This is a genomic window from Agrobacterium sp. El2ro-1b (assembly GCF_048298475.1).
Classification (GTDB): Bacteria; Pseudomonadota; Alphaproteobacteria; order Rhizobiales; family Rhizobiaceae; genus Agrobacterium; species Agrobacterium fabrum.
Map to the genome: position 1 here is coordinate 541,471 of NZ_CP103458.1, position 21,313 is coordinate 562,783.

Below are 21,313 nucleotides of genomic sequence, written 5' to 3' on the forward strand. Positions count from 1 at the left end.
CTCAAGCGGCATCGTTGACGCCAAGCGCCTGGGCCAGTGCCTTCAGAACCTGCGATTCGAGGCTTGCCATATCCGGCTGGGCGGAAGCACCCACGTCAGCATTGGCGCCAGTTGCGGCGGAAGCGCCGCTGTTCATGTCCCAGAGAGCAGCGGCCAGGCTGGCGGAGGCACCGGCCAGCGGAGCGACGGCTGTGGCAACATTGCCTGCCACCGAAATGGCGCGATGGGCCGCCCGCGTCAGCTCCTGCAAAGCCTCGGTGGTGGACTGGCTCTCCCGGCTGTGCGCAGGCGCGATGCCGCGGACCGGAGAGGCGAAATTGATGCTGCTGGTTGCTGCGATAGTCGTCATGACTGTGAGTCCCCTAGTTCTGATGGAGTATTTTTAAGGTCCGAAACATTCGCGAGGATTGCGTCATGCACGCCTTGTGCAAAAAATAACTGCAATATAGTGTACCCCCCTATAGTATATGAGGTGCACATGTCCCACACGATCCGCAACAAGGACAAGCTGCTGGCCCGCATCCGCCGCCTGAAAGGGCAGATGGAGGCGGTGGAGCGCGCATTGGACGAGGCCAAGCCCTGCGGCGAGGTGCTGCAATTGCTCGCCTCGGTGCGCGGCGCGCTTTCAGGCCTGACGGGGGAGGTGATGCAGGAGCATCTGCACGAACATGTGGTCCATGCCGAAAATGAAGACGAACGGGCGCGGGCGGCGGAAGAGCTGGCCCAGGTGCTGAAGACCTACATCCGGTAGGTCAACGCAGGCCAGCAGAATGAAAAGAAGCCGGCAGAGTCGAGAAAGGCCGGTAAAGTCGAGAGAGGATTGAGCGACATGACGACGACTTCCGAACCTTTCGCCACGGCGGAGCATCACCATATTTATCTCGGCCAGAATCATGAGCGCAATGAAAGGCGCGTCTGGATGGTCATTGCGTTGACCACCGTCATGATGGTGGCGGAGATCGTCGCCGGCCACTGGTTCGGCTCCATGGCACTGACGGCGGATGGCTGGCACATGTCCACCCATGCGGGCGCGATGCTGATTTCGGCGCTCGCCTATCTCTATGCAAGGCGCGAGGCGCGCAATCCGCGCTTCAGCTTCGGCACCGGCAAGTTCGGTGATCTCGCCGGTTTTGCCAGTGCCGTCGTGCTCGCCGTGGTGGCACTGCTCATTGCGGTTGAAAGCGGCCTGCGTCTCGTCAGCCCCGTCCAGATCGATTTCAACCAGGCTATTCTCGTTGCCGTCATCGGCCTTGTCGTCAATCTCGTCAGCGCCGTGCTGTTGAAGGATGACCATCATCACGATCATGGCCATGGCCATGGCTCGCATGCCCATCACGGCCATGGCAGCCATGCCCACCACGATCACGGTTCGCATGCGCAGCACGGCGCAAAGGGCGGGCGGGACAATAATCTGCGCGCCGCCTATCTGCATGTGCTGGCGGATGCGCTGACCTCGGTTCTGGCCATCGTCGCGTTGCTGCTCGGCAAGTGGAATGGCTGGAATTTTCTCGACCCGTTGATGGGCATTGTCGGCGGTCTGGTCATCGCCCGCTGGTCATGGGGGCTCATTCGCTCCACGGCAACGACGCTGGTCGATGCGGTGCCGCTGACGGACGACCTGCCGCAGGAAATCCGTGATACGGTGGAAACGGAAGAAGATCGCATCACCGACCTGCATGTCTGGCAGGTTGGCCCCGGCCACCATGCGGCCATCGTCGCGATCCATTCGCAGGTGCCGAAAGCGCCGGCCTTTTATAAGCAGAAACTTGCCGCCATACATGAACTGTCGCATGTGACAGTGGAAGTCAGCCCGGCAAGGGCCTGATCGGAATCGCCTATTCGGTATATTCTGAATAGGCGCCGCGCACCCACTCGGCCTGGGCTTCCGCTTTGTCTTCGGCGGAGGCTGCCGGCGTATCCTGATAGGCGGGGGCGCTGCCATTGCCAACGGCCCACAGCACATTAGCCAATGACTGGGAAAGAATGGTGCTGGAAACGGTCGGGTTGCCGGGACCGCGTTTTACGGCCTGCTCCTCCGGCGTGTTTTGCGCACTGCCAGCTTTTTCGAGGTCGCGGATGCGACCCTGATAATTATATCCGCCAATATTGCTTTCGATCTGCATTTGGGTGATTCCGCGTTCAAAAGTTAACGAATAGTTAACGGCGGCGACTTGTCTGAAGCTTGCGTCTGCTGCGCTGCAATGACGGTCGAGGGTTGACAGTCGGCGAAGTAGTGCTTCGTTTTTGCATGAAAGCAGACGAAGGCGCACAGGATGTTTGTTCTTGAAGCTTCATGCCTGCCGGCACTGGAGGCACCCATTCCGTCATACCGGCTCAAGGCCGGTATGACGGAAACACTAGACGTCGTGAATACGAGAACCCGGTCGGTTCCGGTTCGTGCTCACGCCGTTTCCTTCTCAGCCGGAGCAACGGGCTCCCGCATCTCCTCCTCCTCCAGCTCAACCGTCGCCACCGCCTCCTGCGCCGCAGGCGTCACCATGGCAGCCACCAGCGTGTCGAGGCCGATGCTGCCGACCGGCTTGCCGTCCTCATCCACCACATGGGCCTGGGTTTCATTGGCCTCGGACATGTCGCGGGCGATGGTTTCGAGCGTGGCGTTCTCAGGCACGGACATGCCTTCCGGCTTGCTGTCCAGCGGTTCCATGACCGTTGTGGCCTGCAACACGCGGCTGCGGTTGACGTCGCGAACGAAGTCGGTGACGTAATCATCCGCAGGGGAAAGGATGATGCTCTGGCCGTCGCCCTGCTGCACCACTTCGCCGTCTTTGAGGATGGCAATATGGTCCCCGAGCCGCAAAGCCTCGTCCAGATCGTGGGTGATGAACACCACGGTCTTTTTCAGTTCCTGCTGAAGATCGAGCAGCATCGTCTGCATATCGACGCGGATCAGCGGATCGAGCGCCGAATACGCCTCGTCCATCAGCAGGATATCGGCGTCATTGGCAAGCGCCCGGGCAAGACCGACGCGCTGTTGCATGCCGCCGGAAAGCTGGTTCGGATAATAATCCTCGTAGCCGTCAAGGCCGACACGATTGAGCCAGTAACGGCCCTTTTCTTCGCTCTCCTTGCGTGGCACGCCCTGGATGTCGAGACCATAGACGCTGTTTTCGAGCACTGTGCGGTGCGGCAACAGGCCGAATTTCTGGAACACCATCGCCGTCTTGTGGCGGCGGAATTTACGGAGCGCCGAGGTGCTCATGCCGCAAATGTCCTCGCCGTCATAGAGAACTTCACCGGCTGTCGGGTCGATCAGCCGGTTGATGTGGCGGATCAGCGTCGACTTGCCGGAGCCGGACAACCCCATGACGACGGTGATTTTGCCGCCCGGCATGGTGATGTTGATGTTGTTGAGACCAAGCACATGGTTGTGTTTATCGTTCAGTTCCACCTTGTCCATGCCCGACCGCACCGCTTCGAGATATTTCTCGGGATGCTTGCCGAAGATCTTGTAAAGGTTGCGGATTTCGATGCTTTTAGCCATGGGAGACCTCGCGGTATTTCTGCAGGCGCTTGCCGAAAGCCTGGCTTGCCCTGTCGAACATGATGGCGATGGCGACCAGAGCGAAACCGTTCAGGAAGCCCACCGTGAAGAACTGGTTGTTGATGGCCTGCAGCACATTCTTGCCAAGCCCGCCGACACCGACCATGGAGGCAACGACGACCATGGCGAGCGCCATCATGATGGTCTGGTTGATGCCGGTCATGATGGTGGGCAGCGCCAGCGGCAGTTGCACGTTGAACAGCTTCTGGCCGTTGGAGGAACCGAAGGCATCGGCCGCTTCCAGCACTTCCCGGTCCACCAGGCGGATGCCGAGGCTCGTCAGCCGGATGACGGGCGGAATGGCATAGATCACCACTGCGATCAGGCCCGGAACCTTGCCGATGCCGAAAATCACCACCACGGGGATGAGATAAACGAAGCTTGGCAGGGTCTGCATCACGTCGAGCACGGGATTGATGAGGCGTTGCAGGCGTTCGGAACGACCCATCAGGATGCCGAGCGGCAGGCCGATGACGATGGCGATCAGCGTGGCAATGGCGACAATGGACAGCGTCGTCATGGCGTCGCGCCAGAGGCCGACTGCGCCGATCATGAAGAGGGAGAGGGCGGTGCCGCCGGTGATCTTGAAGCTGCGCCCCGCCAGATGCACGATCGCCAGAATGACCAGCATGGTGATGATCCACGGCGTCTGGATGAACAGTCGCTCCGAGGCATTGAGGAAGAGTTGCAGCGGATGCACGACCACATCGATCGCATCGCCGTAATTGCGCACGATGTCGCGAAAACCGTCATCGATGGTCTTGCGTGCCACACGCATCGTGGAGTTGTCGATGGCCGGGAACTTGCAGAGCAGGTCCGGCAGGTAATTGCAGAGGGCCATTATTGTTGTTTTCCCTTTGGGTTATTGGGATGGGGACGGGGAATGATGGCGCGCGGGGCACCCCCCTCTGTCCTGCCGGACATCTCCCCCTCAAGGGGGGAGATCGACAAGCGGCGAGATATCGCCCATCACCTGCATTGCGGATTGAGCGAGAGGATACCTCCTGCGGATCTCCCCCATTGAGGGGGAGATGCCCGGCAGGGCAGAGGGGGGTAGGCGGCTTGCGCCGACTCCCCCATCACCCCATCACATCGAAGCCTTGATCTTCTCCGCCACCTCGGGCGAAACCCACTTCGTCCAGATATCCTCATGGTTCTCGAGGAAATATTCGGCGCCATCCTCGTTGGTGCCCTGGTTCTCATCCATCCAGGCCAGAACCCCGGCAACCGTGGCGTTGTTCCACTGCCGCTTGCGGATATAGTCGATGGACGGACCGGCCTTTTCGGCAAAGTCCTTGGTGACAACAGTGAACACCTCGGCGACCGGATAGGCGTTTGGCTGGGGATCGGCGCAATCCGGCTTGGCGATGCAAGTGTCGTAGGCCTCGCGGTCGAGTGCCACGCCATCGTCCAGCTTCACCATGTCATATTTGCCGAGAATTGCTGTCGGAGACCAGTAATAGCCGAGCCAGCCCTGCTTCTTCTCGTAGGCATTGGAAATCGAGCCATCGAGGCCCGCCGCGGAGCCGGTGTCGATCAGGGCGAACCCTTTTTCGTCAGCCTTGCGTGCCTTGAACAGGTTGGCGGTCGTCGGCTGGCAACCCCAGCCCGGCGGGCAGCCGAAAACGGCACCCTTGCTGGCATCTTCAGGTGCCGGGAAAAGCTCGGGATGCTTGAGTGCATCCTCAACCGTCTTGATGTCAGGATGTTCGTCGGCGAGATATTTGGGAATCCACCAGCCTTCGACGCCGCCCTCGCTCAGGATTTTGACTTCCTGGATGAGGTTGCCCTTCTTGACGGCTTCCTCATAGGGGGTGCCAAGGGTGTTCACCCACATTTCGGGCGCCATATCCGGCTGGCCCTTTTCGTTCATCGAGGTGAATGTCGGAGTGGTGTCGCCGCTGATGACGTTGACCGTGCAATCATAGCCGTTTTCCATGATAAACTTGTCGACGTAGGCCGCGACACCGGCGGATGCCCAGTTCATTTCGGCGATGGTGATGCTGCCGCACTCTTCGGCGGCGTTAGCGGAGTTTGCTGCACCGGCAGCGATGATAAAGCCCGTTACGAGAATGGTCGAGGCGAGGAGTTTCTTCATGTGTAAGACCCCCAAGTCTGATGCAGTGTTTTCAATTGGCAAAGCGGGAGCACTGCAAAGCCCGGATTGCCAAGGGCGAACTGACATGGCGCATGAAAAAGCCGAAAAAATCCGGCGATAAGATTATCCGCAAGACGTGCTGCAGGATTGCCGCGAGAAAGGCGGCGAAAAGGCGCATGAATATGTCAACGGCCCGGATAATACGGCCAAAAAGTGATATTGCAACGCGAAACGGCGCAACGCAGCCATGCGTTCGATTTCCGGAACATTTTCTCCGGTTGAATAATACATGAGCTATATTTGTATTGACGAAAGATATATTAAGAGTTGCAGCAACTGAAAATAAAAATCCATTGGCCGCAAAGGTGGTATTTAAATAAAAGATACAGTTTATAATTTGTGGAAAAAATATTTAGAAACGAGATTTTTGCGGGTATTTTCGTCCAAAATAAGAGCGGGCGACGATTGGATCGCCGCCCGTTTGTACATTCAGCGTGTCACACGGCGGCCTTGCCCGCGACCTTCAGGGCGAAGGCGTATTCGAACGCGACTTCCTCCAGGCGCTGGAAACGGCCCGACTTGCCGCCATGGCCGGCCGCCATGTTGGTCTTTAGCAGGATAGGGGCTTCTCCCGTGGTCTTTTCGCGCAGCTTCGCTACCCATTTGGTCGGCTCCCAATAGGTCACGCGCGGATCGGTGAGGCCCGAAAGCGCAAGGATCGGCGGGTAGGCTTTCGCGCCGACATTGTCATAGGGGCTGTAGGCGGCGATCCAGCCATATTCCTCCGCCGATTCCAGCGGATTGCCCCATTCGGGCCATTCCGGCGGGGTCAGCGGCAGGGTGTCATCCAGCATGGTCGTCAGCACGTCCACGAAGGGAACGGCGGCGATGATGCCGGCGAATTTTTCAGGCGCCATATTGGCGACAGCCCCCATCAGCATGCCGCCGGCCGAGCCGCCTTCGGCGATGATGCCCTCATAGGAAGTGAAACCCTCCTGAACCAGATGATCGGCAGCCGCGATGAAGTCCTTGAACGTGTTCTGCTTGTTTTCCATCTTGCCGGTTTCGTACCATTCGAAACCCTTGTCCTTGCCGCCGCGAATATGGGCGATGGCATAGATGAAACCACGGTCGGCCAAAGACAGCGTGGTGGTGGAGAAGGAAGCGGGAATGGTGATGCCATAAGCGCCATAACCATAAAGCAGGCAGGGAGCGGAGCCGTCGAGCGCCACATCCTTGCGGTAGAGCAGGGACACCGGCACCAGCTCGCCATCATGGGCAGGGGCCATGATGCGGCGGGTGATGTAATCATCCGGATTGTGGCCCGAGGGCACTTCCTGCGTTTTCAGCAGCGTGCGGTCGCGCGTCACCATGTTGTAATCGAACAGCTGGCTCGGCGTCGTCATCGACGAATAGGAGAAGCGGATGACATCGGTGTCATATTCCGCCGCACCATGCAGGCCAAGCGAATAGGCCTCTTCGGCAAAGGCGATGGAATGTTCCTCGCCCGTTCGACGGTCGCGGATGACGATGCGCGGCAGGCCGTCGCGGCGCTCCAGCCAGATCAGATGGCGGGCATAGGCATCGACGGAAAGAATGAGGCGACCCGGCTCATGCGGCACCACCTCTTTCCAGTTTTCCTTGCCCGGCGCGGTAACCGGCGCTTCCACGATGCGGAAATCCTTGGCATCGCCGTCATTGGTGAGAATGTAGAAGACATCGCCGCCTTCGCACATCGAATATTCGATGCCCTCTTCGCGCTCCGCCACCACCTTTGGCTCGGCCATCAGATCTTTGGTGGAAAGAAGGCGGTATTCGCTGGTTTCATGGTCGTGAATATCGATGAAGATGAAATCGTCGAGCACAGACGCGCCGACGCCCATGAAGAAGCCGGGGTCCTTTTCCTCATAGACCAGCCGGTCGGCGGATTGCGGCTCGCCGATGATGTGGTGGAAGACTTTCGACGGACGGTGGTTCTCGTCCTGCAGCGTATAAAAGAAGCTCTTGCCGTCAGGCGCCCATGCGCCGCCGCCGCCGGTATTTTCCACGACATCGGCAAGGTCTTCACCGGTTTTAAGGTTACGGATGCGAAGCGTGAAATATTCCGAACCCTTGTCGTCATAACCCCAGATGCCGTGACTGTGATCGGACGACTGGTCGAGACCGGCAAGACGGAAATAATCCTTGCCTTCCGCTTCCTTGTCACCATCCAGCAGCACATGCTTGTCGCCGCCATCACGCGGGGTGCGGAAATAATGCGGCTGCTCGCCGCCGGTCACGAACAGCGTGCCATAGGCATAAGGCCCGTCATTGACCGGCACGGAGGAATCATCCTGCTTGATACGGCCCTTCATCTCCTCGAACAGCTTTTCCTGAAGCGCCTTCGTGTCGCCCATGGCCGCTTCCATATAGGCGTTTTCCGCCTCCAGATGGGCGCGGATGGCGGGGTCGAGGATCGAGGTGTCCTTGAACATGGCCTGCCAGTTATCGGCCCGGAACCATGCGTAGTCGTCGGTGCGGGTAATGCCGTGATGCGTGTCCTGAACGGGCCGTTTTTCGGCGGCTGGAGCGGCGGGCAGGTTCTTGAAAATAGGCAAGGGAAACTCGCTTTATTATGAAAAATCGATGGGCGGGACCAAGATGTAGAGTGCCCCTCACGCCCGATCAAGTTTCAAATCTCAACAGGGGAAATGAGGCTTGGGCACAATTTCGTCAGTTTTCGATCACAATTTGGCAATATCCGGCAAATCAGCGATGATGCGCGCCTGCCACCGGCCTGCCGTTCATCGATAAGAACAAACGAAAACTGACAGGATCCCATGCGAAAGTTTCTTCCCGCTGCTCTTTCTGCGTTTTTCCTTGCCTTGCAGGCCTCCACACCCGCTTTCGCAATAGACGCCAATGTCATGAGGCAGCTGAACGTGCTCGCCCCCGAGGAGCGTCTGGAACAGCGTTGCGACATAGAGGCGATGGAGCGGATCGCGACCGAGCAGAAGGGCATGAAGCCGGATAAGGTCATTGCCTATACCTTCGGTGATCCCGAGGTTGGCAAGAATTCCATCAAGGCGTCGGGTGCGGTCTTCAGAAGCGCCGGTGAATGGTACAAGCTCAAATACAAGTGCCAGCTGAAAAGCGACAGCCTCTCCATCCAGTCCTTCGATTACCGTGTCGGCGACAAGATTCCCGAAGAGCAGTGGAAGAAGTTGTATCTTTATGACTGACCGCCGAAATTTTCGGCGTCTTGAGGAAGTTTAGCCCCGCTTTTCTTGCCGCCCCGCCAGTGGCTCTGTAACCCTGCTTGCCGATCAAAGCGAGGGAGACGGACATGGCGACACGATTCAAGGGACTTTCGGCTTTTCCGATCACGCCGGCCGACGAGGCCGGGCGAGTCGATATTGAGGCCTTCTCCGCCCTGATCGCGCGGCTGGATGCGGCGGAGGTCGATTCCGTCGGCATCCTCGGCAGCACCGGCATCTATATGTATCTCACGCGTGAGGAGAGACGCCGCGCCATCGAGGCAGCCGCCACGATCCTCAGGGGCAGGCGCACATTGATGGCAGGTGTCGGCGCGTTGCGCACCGATGAAGCCGTGGCGCTGGCGAAGGATGCTGAAGCAGCCGGTGCGGACGCGCTGCTGCTCGCACCCGTATCCTATACGCCGCTGACGCAGGAAGAGGCCTATCACCATTTCGCCGCCGTTGCCGGTGCGACGGCCCTGCCGCTCGCTATCTACAACAACCCGACGACCACCCGCTTTACCTTCAGCGACGAGCTCCTCGTGCGGCTGGCCTATATCCCGAATATCCGCGCCATCAAGATGCCGCTGCCCGCCGATGCCGATTATGCCGGCGAGCTTGCACGTCTGCGCCCCAAGCTGTCGGACGATTTCGCCATCGGTTACAGCGGTGACTGGGGCTGCACCGACGCCACGCTTGCCGGCGGTGATGCCTGGTACAGCGTGGTTGCCGGTCTGCTGCCGGTTCCGGCCCTGCAACTGATGCGGGCGGCTCAGGCTGGTAATGCGGAGGAGGCAAAAAGGCTCGATGCGACCTTCCAGCCGCTCTGGGCGCTGTTTAGGGAATTCGGCAGCATCCGCGTGATCTATGCCGCCGCCAACATCCTGTTGCTCACGGTCAGCGAACCACCCCGGCCGATCCTGCCGCTCACCAGCGCGGAGCGCCAGCGGGTGGAAGAGGCGCTGGAGGCCCTATCCGCGCTGGAAACCGCGCCATAATTCGGGCGCTTTGCGGGCGGATTGCCACGGAATACACTGCATGACACTGCGGAAAATGAAAATGATGCGTCGCCTCCTGCTTGCTGCCCTGTTTGCCTCTGCCGCCTCCACCGCCTTTGCGGGGAACGGCCTGGTCGAGCCGTCGCTGAAAATGACGCCGCAGCATGACGGCAAGGTGCGGGTGGCGATGACGCTCGATGCTTGCATGGGCAAGACCGATCACCGCATCCTCGATACGCTGGTGCGCGAGCGCATCCCTGCCACGATCTTCGTCACCGCCCGCTGGCTGAAGCACAATGGCGAGGCGCTGGCGGTTCTGATGGCCCATCCTGACCTCTTCGAGATCGAAAACCACGGCGAAAACCATGTGCCGGCGGTGGATAAGCCCGTTGCCATCTACGGCATCGCGGCTGCTGGATCGGAAGCGGCAGTCGTGCAGGAAGTCGAAGGTGGCCGTCAGGCGATCGTCGCGGCCACCGGTCTCCAGCCGCAATGGTTTCGTGGGGCGACGGCCAAATACACAGCATCGTCCATGGCCACCATCAACCGCCTCGGCATGCGGGTGGCCGGTTATTCCGTCAACGGCGATGGCGGCTCGCTGCTCGGTGCAGCCATGACGGCAAAACACATCGCTGCCGCCAAGAATGGCGATGTCATCATCTCCCACATCAACCAGCCCACCCACGAGGCGGGCGAGGGTGTGGTAAAAGGCCTTCTGGCGCTGAAAGCCCGCGGCGTCATCTTCGCCCGGCTGGACGACCCGTCCTTCGCGCCACCGGTGAACTGACCCGCAAAGTTGCCGCCCATTTTTTCTCCCCGGCGGGGAGAAGAAATATGCCGCGCCTTATCGGTCCACTGGTGATTGTCGTTAGACGAAGGACGAGGAAACGCCATCCACATCCACGCCCGTTTTTCGGCGGCATGCCGCTCGAATTTGCGCTAGCATCCCTCCCATGATGCTGTTCAAACGCCCCGACACCGAAACACTCTATTCCGCCCTTGTGAACAAGGACCCCGCTTATGAAGGCGTGGCCTATGTCTGTGTGACATCAACGAAGATTTTCTGCCGCTTCACCTGCACGGCACGCAAGCCGAAGATCGAGAACTGCCGGTTCCGCGAGACCATCGCCGAATGTCTGGAGGCGGGTTTTCGCCCCTGCAAGCGCTGCAAGCCGATGCTCTCCTATGGCACGGCAGACGAGACCGTTACCGCGCTGCTGACGGCGCTGGAACACGAACCAGCACGGCGCTGGCGCGAGGAGGATGTGGTGGCGCTCGGCCATGATCTCTCCACCGTGCGGCGCAGCTTCAAGCGCCGTTTCGGCATGAGCTTTCTGGAAATCGCCCGGCTGCGGCGGGTGGGGGACGCGGCGGAAAGCCTTGCCTCCGGCGAGGCGGTGATCGGCGCGCAGATCGATGCCGGTTATGAATCCGGCAGCGGCTTTCGCTCGGCCATCAACCAGTTCTTCGGTACCTCGCCCGCCGCCATGAAGGGCAGGGGGTTCCTCAAGGGCGACTGGATCGATACGCCGATCGGCCCCATGCTGGCTGTCGCCGACGATCACGCCCTGCATCTCCTCGAATTCGCCGACCGGCCAGCCCTTCCAGCCGAGTTGAAAAGGCTGAAGGCGCGCACCGGCGCAGATATGGTGCTGGGCCGCACCGCGGTCACCGCCCAGATCGCCGCGGAACTTGCGGCCTATTTCGCCGGCAGTTCGGGCAGTTTCGAAACCCGGCTCGCCGGCCACGGCACGCCCTTCGAGCGCGATGTCTGGCGGAACCTGCGGGAAATCCCGGTGGGTGAGATCGTCAGCTATTCCTCGCTCGCAACCACCATGGAGAGGCCTTCCGCCGTGCGGGCGGTGGCCCGCGCCAATGGCGCCAACCAGATTGCCATCGTCGTTCCCTGCCACCGGGTGCTTGGTGCGGATGGCAGTCTGACGGGGTATGGTGGCGGGCTGTGGCGCAAGAAATGGCTGATTGAGCATGAGCGCCGGATGGCAAGCGCGCAGGGGGAGGTGCTGGGAATGCCGCTCGCTTCCTGAGCGGCCTGGCCGTTGGGTTTGAGTAGGTCGTTCATTGATAGCGGAGCGGCGTGGGTGTGGTTTACCCCCCTCTGCCCTGCCGGGCATCTCCCCCTCAAGGGGGGAGATCGGCAAGCGGCGCTACCGCCACTTCATTCGCGAAGGTTGAGATATGCGAGACCTCGCCGCATATCGATCTCCCCCCTTGAGGGGGAGATGCCCGGCAGGGCAGAGGGGGGTAAGCCACACACGCTCACCGGCAACCGGCAATACACTCCAATTCCTTGTTTCATCGCACTTCCCACCACAAACCCAACGTCAATCCGGCAGCTTGGGCACCACCCGCCGCGAGGGAAACAGTTCCCGCGTCACCGTCATGGCGATCAGCGACAGCGGAAGGGCCAGCATGGCGCCGGCCGCGCCCCACATCCATGTCCAGAAAATGATCATCACGAAGACGAGGAAGGGGTTGATTTCCATGTTGCGGCCGACGACCGCCGGGAAGGCGAGGTTTTCCATCAACAGGTGAATGGTGAAGAAAACACCCGCCGGCAGCAGCGCGAGGATCATGTTGTCATGGGCGATGATGCCGGCGATCGTGAGCGATATGGTCATGAGGGTGATGCCGAGAAAGGGCACGAAGCTCGAGAGGAAGGCAAAGAGCCCCCACAGAAGCGGCATGGAAAGACCGCCGAGATAAGCGATCACGATCATGGTGACACCCAGCGCGGCGTAGATGAGGCTTGCCGTGGCGAAATAGGTGCCGAGCACTTTTTCCACCGAGGCGATGATGCGGATGGTTCTCAGCCGCTGATGGCGCGCAGGGAAAACCATGATGAGGGCCTTGCGCAGCCGCAGGCGGCTGTAGAGAAACATCAGGAGAGCCGCAAGGAAGATCAGCCCCTGAACGATCGCAGGCGTGACGTTTGCGCCGAGCAGCGTGATGATTTCGCCGCTGCGCGAAATCAGCGATTCCATGGACATCGAACCCATGCTGAACGTCGCTGCGGAAATATTCAGCCATCGCAGGTTTTGGACATAGGGCAGGAAGCGATCGATACTGCGTTCGATCAGGGCAGGACCTTCCGTTGCGAGCTGCGACACGGGGTCGATCAGCGAGTTGACCACGAAAAAGATCACAGCGGCGACGAGTGTGGACAGGATGAGGGCGACACCTGCACCCGGAATGCCATAGGAGGCCAGTTTCTCAGCCGAAATCCCGAGGATCATGCCGACAACCACCGCCATGACGACGGGCATCAGGATCATCGACAGTTCATGGATGACTGCCATGGACATGATCAGGAAAATGCCGATGATCGACCAGGCGACGAAGACATCGAGCGCCTCTCGTCCGAGGGGCTGCTGGCTTCGAGCATCATCGCGCTGCGACACCGCGGCGGGTGTCAGAAGTGGATCGACCTTGTCTAGCGCCAAGGCCGCCGTGCCGGCCACATCCGGCTTTGCATTCTTATTCATCGGACTGTCCCCCAATTGGGGTTAAACGTCCGACATCCCAGGCAGTTCCGGGGCGGCATAAATTTCCGCCACCCCGTTTTAGCTCACGCCGAGAGCTTCAGGCCGATACCCCAGGGGTCTTTGAGGACGATGCCATCACTTTGTCTTTCGGTGGCGATTTCCAGCCGGTCGAGGGCCGCGACCGCGTTGTCGAGCGCGGCTTTCTCGTTGAACTTCAGCGAATAACCGGCAAGACCGGTCATGTTGTCCTTACGAGCTACGGCACCGCGGCTGTTCCAGATATTGGCGGCGACATGATGGTGATAGGCCCCCGAGCCGAAGAAACTCGCACCCGGATACCGGGCCATGATCTTCAGCCCCAGCACATCCTGATAAAACTCATCCGCCTGCGGAATATTGCCGACCTGCAGATGGATGTGGCCGATGGCAGTGCCATCCGCAGCACCGGTAAAGGCCGTCTTCGGTGCGCTGTCGTAAAGCGCCTGCAGGTTGAGACCGATCGTCGCCATCTCCACCGTGCCGTCAGGCTGGTAGCTCCATTCGTCGGGCGAACGGTCGCGATAGACCTCGATACCATTGCCTTCCGGGTCGGCGAGATAGATCGCCTCACTGACGAGATGGTCGGATGCGCCCTGCAGCTGGATATTGTGATGGGCGACATGCGCCAGCCAATGGGCGAGATCGTTGCGGTTCGGCATCAGGAAGGCGGTGTGGAACAGGCCGGCGGCATTGCGCGGCGCGCGTTCCGCCGTGTCGGAGGTGGAGAGCGTCAGTAACGGCTGGCCGTTTACGCCAAGCACCTCGCCGCTCGGGTTCTTTTCGAGAACGGAAAGACCGATGATCTTCTGGTAGAAATCCGAAACGCGCGGCAGATCGTGAACGACGAGATGCGCCTGACCGACATAGGCCGGTCGCGTGAGGGCGAATTGTTTGATTTCACTCATCATGATCTCCATATTGAATCCGAAGCGCCAAGGGGCTGATCGGTCGCCGATGCTATCGGCCGACGCCGCTTTGCGGCGTTTGTAGAGCCGAATATGGGCTGGTTTCGTCGTTCAGCAAAGATCGCAGCACGGCGATTGACTGTCCACCATTCGTTGACAATGCCCCCCACTGGCGCCGCTGCGGCTTTGACATCGATCAAGGCGAAGGCGGCGCTTCCGGGGAAATATGAGCCTAGCCCGACACGCGAAATGGCGGATCAAGCCAAAGGAGACAGCCATGTACAAGAAGATCATCGTACCGGTAGACCTCAGCGCCACCGACAAGGGGGAAAAGATTCTCGAAAAGGCCAAGGCGCTGCTGGACCCCGATGGCGAGATCGTTCTCATCAACGTGGTCGAGGAACTGCCGGGTTATATGGCGATCGACCTGCCGGTCGACCTCATCGAAAACGCCATCAAGGACGCCAAGGCCAGGCTTTCGGACCTCAAGACCAAAGCCGGTTTCAAGGGCAGCCAGGAAATCAGAAGCGGCGCGCCCGCACGCGAGATCATCGCCGCCGCCGAAGAGCACAAGGCGGATCTCATCATCATCGCGTCGCACACGCCTGACTTCAGCAATTATTTCATCGGCGCCACCGCCGACCGCGTGGTGCGCCACGCCAAATGCTCGGTGCTGGTGGATAGATAAGAGTTTGACGTTTTAGGGTTGCGGGCGGGTTTCCCGCACCCAAGCATTTCCAGGAAAAGTGGAATCCGGTTTTCCGTCCGGAAATGCGACAAAACAAGAAGATTGGCTGGAGGAGAAGTCCATGAATGTCGAAAGTTACGAAAAAATCCTGCGTGACCGCCAGCGCGAGCTTTATCGCCGCCTGCACAAAATCGAGGCCGATTTCGAGGAGCCGCGCAATCCCGACGACGAGGATCGCGCCAGCGAACGCAGCAATGACGAGGTGCTGGACGAACTGGGGCAGGTGGGGCAGGACGAGCTGCGCGCCATCGATGCCGCGCTTGCCCGGATCGCAAGCGGCACTTTCGGCACCTGCGTCAAATGCGGAAGCGAGATTTCGCAGGATCGGCTGAAAGCAGTGCCTTACACGCCTTTTTGCCAGGAATGCGCGGCGGCTTTGTGAGGGGTAATTTGGGAGTGCGATATCGCCTCCCGTTTCTTCTCCCCGCCGGGGAGAAGGTGGCCCATAAGGCCGGATGAGGGGCAAAGTTGCCGAATATCACTGCCCTCGCCCCCCTCATCCCGCTGCCGCGGACTTCTCCCCGGCGGGGAGAAGAAACCAGCAGCGACCATTCGTTATACCGGCGCTGGATGGCTCAAGCGAAATGAAACCTCTCCTTTCACTACAACCTCGAACGCAATTTGATCGCCGTTAACCGGCCGCTGTCTTGTTCCTGTCTAATATTGCCTTCATGCTTTGGTGAAAGCACGCAGACGGGATTGGACTATGAGTGATTTGTGGCGGTTCGGGCGCCAATATGATTTTTATGAGATCGTCGCCGATGGCATCGTCCACGGTGTCGGCATTGTATTTGCGCTCATCGGCGCGACGGCGCTGATTTTCTACGCGATGGCTTGGGGCAGCCTGAGTGCGATTGCGGCCGCATGGATTTACGGTCTGGGCCTCGTCGCCTGTCTCTCCGTGTCTTTCACCTACAATATCTGGCCGCATTCCAGGGTGAAATGGTTCCTGCGCCGGCTCGATCATTCGGCGATCTTCATTCTCATCGCCGCCACCTATACGCCGTTCCTGATGCGCGGCATTCACGATCCTCTGATCGCCGTGATGCTGGGGCTGATCTGGCTTGCGGCCATCTGCGGCATCCTCCTCAAGTGCCTGTTTCCCGGCCGCTACGATCGGGTTGCCATCGGCCTTTATCTCGCCATGGGCTGGAGCGGCGTGATGGTGGTGGAACCTCTGTCGTCTCATCTCGCCCCCGTCACGCTCTGGCTCATCGTCGCCGGCGGTGTCATCTATTCGCTCGGCGTCATCTTCCATGTCTGGGAAAAGCTGCGATTCCAGAATGCCATCTGGCACGGTTTCGTCGTCTCCGCCGCCGCCGTTCATTATTTCGCCGTGGTCACCGCCTTCAGCCTCGTTCCGATGGCATCCTGACGGTCGACTCACTGGACATCGCTCCGCGTCATCGCTTAAGGCTCGTCGCAGAGCCGCCGCCTTTCAGCAGCCGCTCATTTAGAAATATGAGGGCGAAGCAATATGAGCGTGGAACTGCGCGACGCGACCGTGGACGATCTCTCCGGCATCATGGAGATTTATAACGATGCGGTGGTGAATACGACGGCGATCTGGAACGAGGTCGTGGTCGATCTGGAGAACCGCAAGGATTGGTTCGCCGCCCGCACGTCGCGCGGTTTTCCTGTCATCGTCGCCATTCTCGACGGCAAGGTTGCCGGTTATGCATCCTATGGCGACTGGCGCGCCTTTGACGGCTATCGCCACACCCGCGAACATTCGGTCTATGTGCACAAGGATGCCCGCGGCCACGGCATCGGCAAGCGGCTGATGCAGGCGCTGATCGACCATGCCAGCGGCAACGACGTGCATGTGCTGATCGCCGCCATCGAGGCGGAAAACATGGCCTCCATCCGCCTGCATGAAAGCCTCGGTTTCAGGGTGGTCGGCCGGTTTTCGGAAGTGGGCACCAAGTTCGGCCGCTGGCTGGATTTGACGTGTATGGAGCTGAAATTTGGCTAATGCGTGCTTGGAGTTTTTAATACAAGAACTTAATGTTCCCGACAGATGTCTCGTCCGCAATGGTCTTGAGTGCATCAAGAAATGCCACACCATTTCTCGTCTTCAGGCCTGACAGGTGAGCAGAATTCATGAAGACGAGCGAGACTTCCCCTGGATAGCCCGGTCCTCCACCCTCAACGGCATCCCAGAAGGCGTCGAGATTTCTACCAAACAGACCAGAATCTCGCGGTTCCACAGTATCGACATAACGCTGCCAAAACTCTTCAGTCGAACTTACGTCGGAACAATCAATATGGATCTCTCTCATATTCTTAAGTGTAACCGTTGGTCTCATGGTCCGCAACTGAGACGTTTGATGCCCTTCGATATCGGACGTTTTCGAGTGCGGTGGTGGTGATTCGGCGCGGCTGTCGAGACGGCCTTTTCAGCGATGAAGGCCGGCAGGGGCAGCCGGCCTTTCACCGCATCGTTCATCAAACCGGCTCGAACACCATCGAATGGCCGTTGATGCAATAACGCAGGCCGGTGGGCGGCGGGCCGTCGGGGAAGACGTGGCCGAGATGGCCGCCGCAATTGGCGCAGCGGATTTCGGTGCGCACCATGCCGTGGCTCACATCGCGCAATTCCGTTACCGCATCCGGTTTGATCGGCTCGAAATAGCTCGGCCAGCCACAGCCGGCATCGAACTTGGTGTCGGAGAGAAACAGCGGCTCGTCACAGGCGGCGCAGCGGTAGAGGCCTTTCTCGGTCGAGTTCCAGTAGGGACCGGTGAAAGGGCGCTCGGTGCCGTGTTCGCGCAGGATGTGATATTGTTCCGGCGTCAGCTGTTCACGCCAGTCGGCATCGCTCTTGTTGACTTTGGGGGATGTCAGATCGCTCATGGAATGATCCTTTCTGTTCCCGCCTCAAATAATCATCGCCGCCGCCGATTGAAAGGGGCGAGGCGTCATAACGCGTTCGTTATGGGGCGAGAGTACCGATTTGGGTTGAGATGACCGTGTCTATGCCTTAACTGAAAAATCGATTTGAAAAAGAACGCCGTTCATTGGCGCGCAGGGATGGGGGACATCCCAGGAGATGTGAATGACATCAGATGTCACGGCGATGACATTCCTGTCGCTATTTCTGCCGTTTCTGGCAGCGCTTGCCGCGCCGGCTCTGGTAAAGAGATTCGGCCATAATGCCGCATGGATCATCGCGATCGCGCCGGCTTTCGCCTTCGTGCATTTCGCGCTGATGCTGCCGCAGATTGCGGCGGGCGGCGTGGTGACGGGCGGTTACGCCTGGGTGCCGAGCTTCAATCTCAGCTTCTCCTGGTTCATCGATGGCCTGTCGCTCACCTTCGCTTTGCTGATAACAGGCATTGGCGTGCTGATCGTGCTTTATGCCGGCGGTTACATGAAGGGGCATCCGCAGCAGGGCCGGTTCCTGTCCTTCCTGCTTCTGTTCATGGGCGCGATGCTGGGCGTCGTGGTCTCCGACAGCCTGCTGATGCTGTTCGTGTTCTGGGAACTCACCTCCATCACCTCCTTCCTCCTGATCGGCTTCGACCATGAGCGCGCCGCCTCTCGCCGGGCCGCGCTGCAGGCGCTGGTGGTGACGGGCGGTGGTGGGCTGCTGCTGCTTGCCGGGCTGATCTTCATCTGGGACATCAGCGGCTTGACGCAATTGTCGATGCTGGTGCGCGGCGGCGATATTCTGCGCGACAGCCCGTTTTATCTGGCGGCGCTGCTGCTGGTTCTCGGCGGTGCCTTCACCAAATCGGCGCAGTTTCCCTTCCATTTCTGGCTGCCAAACGCCATGGAAGCGCCCACGCCGGTCTCGGCCTATCTGCATTCGGCAACCATGGTGAAGGCCGGTGTCTATCTCCTGATGCGGCTCAACCCGGTTCTCGGCGACACGGCCGCCTGGCAAATCCTGCTGCCCTTCTTCGGCGGCCTGACCATGCTGACCGGCGCGCTGCTCGCCGTGCGCCAGACAGACCTGAAGCTGATGCTTGCCTATACCACCGTCTCCTCGCTCGGCCTGCTCGTCATGCTCACCGGCTTCGGCTCGGACCACGCCATCGAGGCGGCGGTGCTTTATCTGGTGGCGCATTCGCTGTTCAAGGGCGCCTTGTTCATGGTCGCTGGCATCATCGATCACGAGACCGGCACCCGCGACGTCACGAAGCTGGGTGGCTTGCGCAAGGCCATGCCCATCACCTTCGCCGCCGCACTTGCCGCGGCCATCTCCATGGCGGGTCTGCCGCCATTTTTCGGTTTCCTCGCCAAGGAAGAGATTTATTACGCGCTGGCGCATGGCAATCCGCGCGCGGTGCTGTTTACCGGCATCGCCGTTCTCGGCAACGGGCTGATGTTCGCCGTCGCCTTTGCCGTGGGCTTGAAACCCTTCCTCGGCAAGCCGGTGAAAACCCCCAAACACGCGCATGAGGGCCCGTTGCTGCTCTGGCTCGGTCCGGCGCTTTTGGCGCTGAAGGGGTTCACCATAGCGCTCTTTGCCGGCATCGCGCATTTTTACATCTCCACCCCCATGGCAAGCGCGATTGCGGGTGAGCCGCGCCCGGTGGAAATCTCGCTCATTCCTCATATAGGCGTGCCGCTTGGCCTGTCGCTGCTGACGATCGCGCTCGGCATCGTCCTTTACACACAGCTTTCCAGGGTGCGCAGCCTGATGGACCGCAGCTTCAAGGCGCTGGGGGCCGGGCCGGACAGGGGCTTTGATGTCTTCATCGAAACGCTGGTGAGGATTTCCTTCCACGTCACCCGGCTCATTCAGCCGGGCCGGCTGGAATTTTACGTCACCGCCACCTTCGCCGTCATCGCCGCCGTGCTTTTGGTGCCGCTGTTCCTCTATGACGAGTTGCCGTCGATCCCGGCCTGGCCGCATGATATGCCCATCCACGAGCTGACCTTCATCGTGATCGCGGTGGCCGGTCTCCTCGCGGTCTTGACGGCATCGAGCCGGCTGACGGCCATCATCGCGCTCGGCATTCAGGGTTTTGCGGTGGCGGTCATCTTCCTGCTGTTCGGCGCGCCTGATCTCTCCTTCACGCAATTCATGGTCGAGACGCTCTCGGTCGTCATCCTGACGCTTGTCATGACGCGGCTGCGCCTGTCGCCGTCGGACCATCGCGGGCTTGGCCAGAAACTGCTCGATAGCACCATTGCCATCGCCTGCGGAACCGGCTTTGCCCTGTTCCTGATGCGGGCGACGCAAGCGAGCTTCGACAACCGCCTGACCGACTTCTACAACACCTATTCCAAGGTCATCGCCCACGGCGCGAATGTGGTGAATGTCATCATCGTCGATTTCCGCGGCACGGATACGCTCGGCGAAATCGCCGTCGTGATGATAACGGGTCTTGCCATCCTCGCGCTCATCCGCATCCGCCCCGCCGCCGTCCTCAAGGGGCCGGCGAAGACGGCGAAAAAGAAGGGAGCGCGGACATGAACACGCTCATCCTGCGCACGGTCGCGCCTGTCGTGACCAGCCTCATGGTGCTGTTTTCCATCTTCGTTCTGCTGCGTGGCCATAACGAGCCGGGCGGTGGATTTATCGGCGGGTTGATTGCCGTCTCCGCACTCTCGATCTACGGCATCGCCTATGGCGTGACGGCGGTCCGGCGCGCCATCGTCTTTCATCCGCTCTCGATTGCCGGGGCAGGGCTGCTGATGGCCATGCTGTCCGGCCTTGTTTCCATGGCATCAGGCGTGCCGTTCATGACCGGCCTCTGGGTCTATCCGAGCTTGTTCGGCGTCGAGGTACCGCTCTCCACCGTCATGTCCTTCGATATCGGGGTTTATCTCGTCGTGGTCGGCGCCATCACCTCCATTGCACTGGCACTGGAAGAAAGGGAAAGCGACTGATGGAAGCGGTTTTCTCCATTCTCGTCGGCATCTTCTTTTCGGTGGCGATCTATCTCATGCTGTCACGCCACAGCATCCGCATGCTGCTCGGCATCGCCATTCTCGGCAATGCGGTCAACCTTTTGCTGTTCACCGCCGGCAGGCTGACGCGGGATGTGCCGCCGATCATTCCGGCGGGCATGGACACGCTGCCCGCAGGTGCCGCCAATCCGCTGCCGCAGGCGCTTATCCTGACGGCGATCGTGATTTCCTTTTCCTTCTTCTGTTTCCTTCTGGTCCTGACCTGGCGCGCCTTCCAGGAATTGCAGACCGACGATACGGACGAAATGCGCACCGCAGAACCCGCCGGCGAGCCCTTGCCGCCGCTCGGTTATTAAGCG

The 21,313-nt window shown here is 60.0% G+C and carries 23 protein-coding genes; 13 read left to right on the plus strand and 10 right to left on the minus strand.

Annotated features, from left to right (window positions below):
- Nucleotide 1: 1 nt before the first annotated feature.
- Nucleotides 2–349, minus strand: coding sequence for a hypothetical protein (locus tag NYR50_RS02650; RefSeq protein WP_174007860.1), 348 nt, complete (start codon nt 347–349; stop codon nt 2–4).
- A 129-nt stretch (nt 350–478) separates the two neighbouring features.
- Between NYR50_RS02650 and dmeR the strand changes: the two genes are divergently transcribed.
- Together dmeR and dmeF are read left to right on the plus strand one after the other, a co-directional pair.
- Nucleotides 479–751 (plus strand): Ni(II)/Co(II)-sensing transcriptional repressor DmeR, encoded by a 273-nt coding sequence (gene dmeR, locus NYR50_RS02655; protein WP_077982723.1) that lies wholly within the window; start codon nt 479–481, stop codon nt 749–751.
- Nucleotides 752–829: 78 nt separating this feature from the next.
- The gene (gene dmeF, locus NYR50_RS02660) at nt 830–1,825 is read left to right on the plus strand and encodes a CDF family Co(II)/Ni(II) efflux transporter DmeF (protein WP_418136691.1); all 996 of its coding nucleotides are present in this window, start codon (nt 830–832) and stop codon (nt 1,823–1,825) included.
- 10 nt (nt 1,826–1,835) lie between these two features.
- On the opposite strand, the gene NYR50_RS02665 is transcribed toward dmeF, so the two are convergent.
- From NYR50_RS02665 to NYR50_RS02685, 5 genes are all read right to left on the minus strand, one after another.
- Complete coding sequence (locus NYR50_RS02665; RefSeq protein WP_174007865.1) at nt 1,836–2,123, minus strand: hypothetical protein; 288 nt, start codon at nt 2,121–2,123, stop codon at nt 1,836–1,838.
- Nucleotides 2,124–2,401: 278 nt separating this feature from the next.
- The gene (locus NYR50_RS02670; protein ID WP_174007866.1) at nt 2,402–3,502 is read right to left on the minus strand and encodes a quaternary amine ABC transporter ATP-binding protein; all 1,101 of its coding nucleotides are present in this window, start codon (nt 3,500–3,502) and stop codon (nt 2,402–2,404) included.
- Entirely contained in the window at nt 3,495–4,403 is a 909-nt protein-coding gene (locus NYR50_RS02675; RefSeq protein ID WP_174007868.1) for an ABC transporter permease, read from the minus strand. The genes NYR50_RS02670 and NYR50_RS02675 overlap by 8 nt, the downstream gene beginning before the upstream one ends.
- 246 nt (nt 4,404–4,649) lie before the next feature.
- On the minus strand, nt 4,650–5,660 hold the full coding sequence (locus NYR50_RS02680; RefSeq protein ID WP_418136692.1) for an ABC transporter substrate-binding protein: 1,011 nt from the start codon (nt 5,658–5,660) through the stop codon (nt 4,650–4,652).
- A 497-nt stretch (nt 5,661–6,157) separates the two neighbouring features.
- Nucleotides 6,158–8,257: a S9 family peptidase gene (locus NYR50_RS02685; RefSeq protein WP_418136693.1), complete on the minus strand. Its 2,100-nt coding sequence runs from the start codon at nt 8,255–8,257 to the stop codon at nt 6,158–6,160.
- Nucleotides 8,258–8,479: 222 nt separating this feature from the next.
- Between NYR50_RS02685 and NYR50_RS02690 the strand changes: the two genes are divergently transcribed.
- The 4 genes from NYR50_RS02690 to NYR50_RS02705 all read left to right on the plus strand — a co-directional run bounded on the left by NYR50_RS02690 (nt 8,480) and on the right by NYR50_RS02705 (nt 11,939).
- Complete coding sequence (locus tag NYR50_RS02690; protein WP_003511997.1) at nt 8,480–8,881, plus strand: DUF930 domain-containing protein; 402 nt, start codon at nt 8,480–8,482, stop codon at nt 8,879–8,881.
- Between the two features lie 104 nt (nt 8,882–8,985).
- On the plus strand, nt 8,986–9,894 hold the full coding sequence (locus NYR50_RS02695; RefSeq protein ID WP_418136694.1) for a dihydrodipicolinate synthase family protein: 909 nt from the start codon (nt 8,986–8,988) through the stop codon (nt 9,892–9,894).
- 61 nt (nt 9,895–9,955) lie between these two features.
- The gene (locus NYR50_RS02700; protein ID WP_167305605.1) at nt 9,956–10,681 is read left to right on the plus strand and encodes a polysaccharide deacetylase family protein; all 726 of its coding nucleotides are present in this window, start codon (nt 9,956–9,958) and stop codon (nt 10,679–10,681) included.
- Nucleotides 10,682–10,847: 166 nt separating this feature from the next.
- The gene (locus tag NYR50_RS02705) at nt 10,848–11,939 is read left to right on the plus strand and encodes a bifunctional transcriptional activator/DNA repair enzyme AdaA (protein WP_418136695.1); all 1,092 of its coding nucleotides are present in this window, start codon (nt 10,848–10,850) and stop codon (nt 11,937–11,939) included.
- Nucleotides 11,940–12,236: 297 nt separating this feature from the next.
- On the opposite strand, the gene NYR50_RS02710 is transcribed toward NYR50_RS02705, so the two are convergent.
- Both NYR50_RS02710 and NYR50_RS02715 read right to left on the minus strand, forming a co-directional pair.
- Nucleotides 12,237–13,397 carry an AI-2E family transporter gene (locus tag NYR50_RS02710; protein ID WP_174007882.1) on the minus strand — a complete coding sequence of 387 codons (1,161 nt, stop codon included), beginning with the start codon at nt 13,395–13,397 and terminating at the stop codon, nt 12,237–12,239.
- A gap of 83 nt (nt 13,398–13,480) precedes the next feature.
- Nucleotides 13,481–14,341 carry a VOC family protein gene (locus NYR50_RS02715; RefSeq protein ID WP_418136696.1) on the minus strand — a complete coding sequence of 287 codons (861 nt, stop codon included), beginning with the start codon at nt 14,339–14,341 and terminating at the stop codon, nt 13,481–13,483.
- Between the two features lie 277 nt (nt 14,342–14,618).
- Between NYR50_RS02715 and NYR50_RS02720 the strand changes: the two genes are divergently transcribed.
- From NYR50_RS02720 to NYR50_RS02735, 4 genes are all read left to right on the plus strand, one after another.
- A complete protein-coding gene (locus tag NYR50_RS02720) occupies nt 14,619–15,029 on the plus strand; it encodes a universal stress protein (protein ID WP_418136697.1) in 411 nt (136 codons plus the stop codon).
- A gap of 121 nt (nt 15,030–15,150) precedes the next feature.
- The gene (locus NYR50_RS02725) at nt 15,151–15,471 is read left to right on the plus strand and encodes a TraR/DksA family transcriptional regulator (RefSeq protein ID WP_174007890.1); all 321 of its coding nucleotides are present in this window, start codon (nt 15,151–15,153) and stop codon (nt 15,469–15,471) included.
- 324 nt (nt 15,472–15,795) lie between these two features.
- Complete coding sequence (gene trhA / locus NYR50_RS02730; protein ID WP_080810090.1) at nt 15,796–16,464, plus strand: PAQR family membrane homeostasis protein TrhA; 669 nt, start codon at nt 15,796–15,798, stop codon at nt 16,462–16,464.
- 102 nt (nt 16,465–16,566) lie between these two features.
- The gene (locus NYR50_RS02735; protein ID WP_418136698.1) at nt 16,567–17,064 is read left to right on the plus strand and encodes an N-acetyltransferase family protein; all 498 of its coding nucleotides are present in this window, start codon (nt 16,567–16,569) and stop codon (nt 17,062–17,064) included.
- Between the two features lie 16 nt (nt 17,065–17,080).
- Here NYR50_RS02735 and NYR50_RS02740 read toward each other — a convergent pair whose 3' ends face one another.
- Both NYR50_RS02740 and msrB read right to left on the minus strand, forming a co-directional pair.
- Entirely contained in the window at nt 17,081–17,398 is a 318-nt protein-coding gene (locus tag NYR50_RS02740; RefSeq protein ID WP_418136699.1) for a barstar family protein, read from the minus strand.
- A 139-nt stretch (nt 17,399–17,537) separates the two neighbouring features.
- Complete coding sequence (gene msrB, locus NYR50_RS02745) at nt 17,538–17,945, minus strand: peptide-methionine (R)-S-oxide reductase MsrB (RefSeq protein WP_174007895.1); 408 nt, start codon at nt 17,943–17,945, stop codon at nt 17,538–17,540.
- A 202-nt stretch (nt 17,946–18,147) separates the two neighbouring features.
- On the opposite strand from msrB, the gene NYR50_RS02750 reads away from it, so the two are divergent.
- The 3 genes from NYR50_RS02750 to NYR50_RS02760 are packed head-to-tail and all read left to right on the plus strand — an operon-like array spanning nt 18,148 to nt 21,310.
- A complete protein-coding gene (locus tag NYR50_RS02750; RefSeq protein WP_418136700.1) occupies nt 18,148–20,517 on the plus strand; it encodes a putative monovalent cation/H+ antiporter subunit A in 2,370 nt (789 codons plus the stop codon).
- Complete coding sequence (locus NYR50_RS02755) at nt 20,514–20,933, plus strand: Na+/H+ antiporter subunit B (protein WP_080810069.1); 420 nt, start codon at nt 20,514–20,516, stop codon at nt 20,931–20,933. Before NYR50_RS02750 ends, NYR50_RS02755 begins: the two co-directional genes overlap by 4 nt.
- The gene (locus tag NYR50_RS02760; RefSeq protein WP_006316622.1) at nt 20,933–21,310 is read left to right on the plus strand and encodes a Na+/H+ antiporter subunit C; all 378 of its coding nucleotides are present in this window, start codon (nt 20,933–20,935) and stop codon (nt 21,308–21,310) included. Before NYR50_RS02755 ends, NYR50_RS02760 begins: the two co-directional genes overlap by 1 nt.
- The last annotated feature ends 3 nt before the right edge of the window (nt 21,311–21,313 follow it).